General features: G+C 33.1%; 3 protein-coding genes. 2 read left to right on the forward strand and 1 reads right to left on the reverse strand.

The features are described 5' to 3' along the window. The first annotated feature begins 215 nt into the window (after positions 1-215). A complete protein-coding gene (locus ACFSBH_RS12345) occupies positions 216-737 on the forward strand; it encodes a zinc metalloprotease (protein WP_251517975.1) in 522 nt (173 codons plus the stop codon). Between the two features lie 20 nt (positions 738-757). Continuing rightward, complete coding sequence (locus tag ACFSBH_RS12350; protein ID WP_251517973.1) at positions 758-1,471, forward strand: hypothetical protein; 714 nt, start codon at positions 758-760, stop codon at positions 1,469-1,471. Between the two features lie 444 nt (positions 1,472-1,915). On the opposite strand, the gene ACFSBH_RS12355 is transcribed toward ACFSBH_RS12350, so the two are convergent. Next, positions 1,916-2,050: a hypothetical protein gene (locus tag ACFSBH_RS12355; RefSeq protein WP_379597783.1), complete on the reverse strand. Its 135-nt coding sequence runs from the start codon at positions 2,048-2,050 to the stop codon at positions 1,916-1,918. Positions 2,051-2,183 lie beyond the last annotated feature (133 nt).

Raw genomic sequence — 2,183 nt, forward strand, 5'->3', positions numbered from 1 at the left:
AAAGACGATGATAGTTACAGAATGAAAAATCGTAAGACTATTTTTAATGACGATAGTGTCCAAAATTAATTAGCGAAAAGTGTTCATTTTTACTTGACGCTTACACCTTTGTGCCTATTGTATAATATTAAGTAGAAAGGTCGAATAAAGAGAGGAGGAAGTGAGAGAACTGCATCGATAAAAGTCAAAATATTATAAAAAGAGGAGGAAAAAAATTGTGGAACTTTAGATTAAAAAAAGTTAGTTTTATGTTATTACTTATTTTTACCTTATTTTTCTCAACTGTAGGGTCTGCCGACGCATATACAAATGGGAGAAAACCTAATACAAAAAACGTTGAAGTTCAAGTACAAGCTTATAATACTCAATGGGTACAAGCTTATACTAACTGGGATAGTAACCATAAATACAGGAATATATATAGTCGATCTGGTGCTCCAAATATAATGACTGCTGAATATGATTCATCTCGTCCTGGCACTTTTGGTAGAATAATATATAATAACGGTCATAGTACATACAGTACTCCTTTTTATACCTATATCAATTCATATCGCTCTGATGTACGAAATAGTGCCAATGTTCGAAGGAGTGTAGCATCCCACGAAATTGGTCATGTATTTGGTTTAGCCGATCTAAGAGGTTCAGTCAGTTCCATTATGAATGGAGATAGAAATAGAGAACGCTTAACATACCCTACTACTCTTGATATTAATAGGGTTAATATAATTCGATAAACTTCGAAAGGAGACTATTCATGAAAAAATGCACTGTTATTATAGGGACCCTCTTGATGGGATTAATCTTTTTGCAGGCATGTGGGAGTGGAGATGAAACTGTTAGTCAAATGGTTGATTCCAGTGATGAACAGAGAGTTGAACGATTGGAAGATGTTATCAATGATTCCGAGGTAATTGTAAAAGGGCACTTTGGAAAATATATAGATAAGGACAATATGGTCCGTAATTATGCAAATCCTGAAATACCATCAGAAAACACATATACTGAAGGACACATTTATGAGTTTCATATTGAAGAAGTATATAAAGGTGAAGTTGATAGTACAATCAACGTAATGATCCCATATGCTTCTGAAATAAAAGTATATGATGAGAATGCTAAATATGTAGGAAATGTAATGAATGAAAGTACAGAATATAAGAAACCAGACCCCGAAGAATCTAATATTCTCTTTTTAAATCAAACAGGAATTAAAGAAAATTTGTATGGTCCTGGAAGCATCCCATATAATATTGTAATCGACAAAGACGAGTCAATTGAGTTTGTCTCTAAAAGGATAGAAGGACAATTAGAAGATAATGTAATTGTTGAAGGCGATTCAGAGCAAGCTTATATTATTCACGAACATAGAGAAGATGTTCCTGCTGATGTCAGAGAAGAGTTCGTGGTTATACCTGATTTGTTAAAGGGTAAAACATTAAGTGATGTAGAAGAGTTACTTAAAAAATAGAACGTTAATAACGTATTCTTCATTCCAGTCATAATGACAGAGTTCAATCTAGCCTTACTGAAAATACATTTTAATTTACCAGAATAACAAAACAACCCTATACGACCATACTATCTTAGAATCGTAAAGGGTTGTTTTGATTTACCAAACATTATTTTTAAGCTATATTTAAAACGCCTTGGAATACAACCAACATTTCGCGGAAAACATACGTTAAGCACATTTCGACATAGAAAAAATACATTTTCTATACGCTAATCCTATCAAAAATGTAACGAAACTTATTTTTGACCTATTTGCTAAACATAGATAAGTGAATGAGTTATTGAACATTATGAATGAGAAAAATCCTTATAACCCTTTATTAATAAGGTGTTAGGAAACTCATGGTTTTCTGAACAATACCTTAGCGTATGTTTTCAGCGCTTTGTTGGTGGAACCCCTTTAGGAAAATGAATATTTAAGGATGGACTGTAATATTCTTCTTTTCGCAATCTCAAATACTACATGCGGCTGACTGCGGGCGTCGAGCCCTTGTTCATCGGCTATTTCAGAATTGCGCTGAAATAGTTCGCTCAAATTCATACTGTTGCGGCCAATAAAAAACAATGTAAGCCCGAACTAAGAAATTTTATAATAGAAGCAACTAAAATTAAAAACAGAAACGCCAAATAACCGTGAATCTGAGATGTTTTAAACAGATTTACGGTTA

This window comes from Oceanobacillus luteolus, assembly GCF_042678205.1.
GTDB lineage: Bacteria > Bacillota > Bacilli > Bacillales > Amphibacillaceae > Oceanobacillus > Oceanobacillus luteolus.

Bases quoted from the DNA above. Each gene is read 5' to 3' on its own strand.
- ACFSBH_RS12350 (WP_251517973.1), top strand. From the start codon at position 758: ATGAAAAAATGCACTGTTATTATAGGGACCCTCTTGATGGGATTAATC.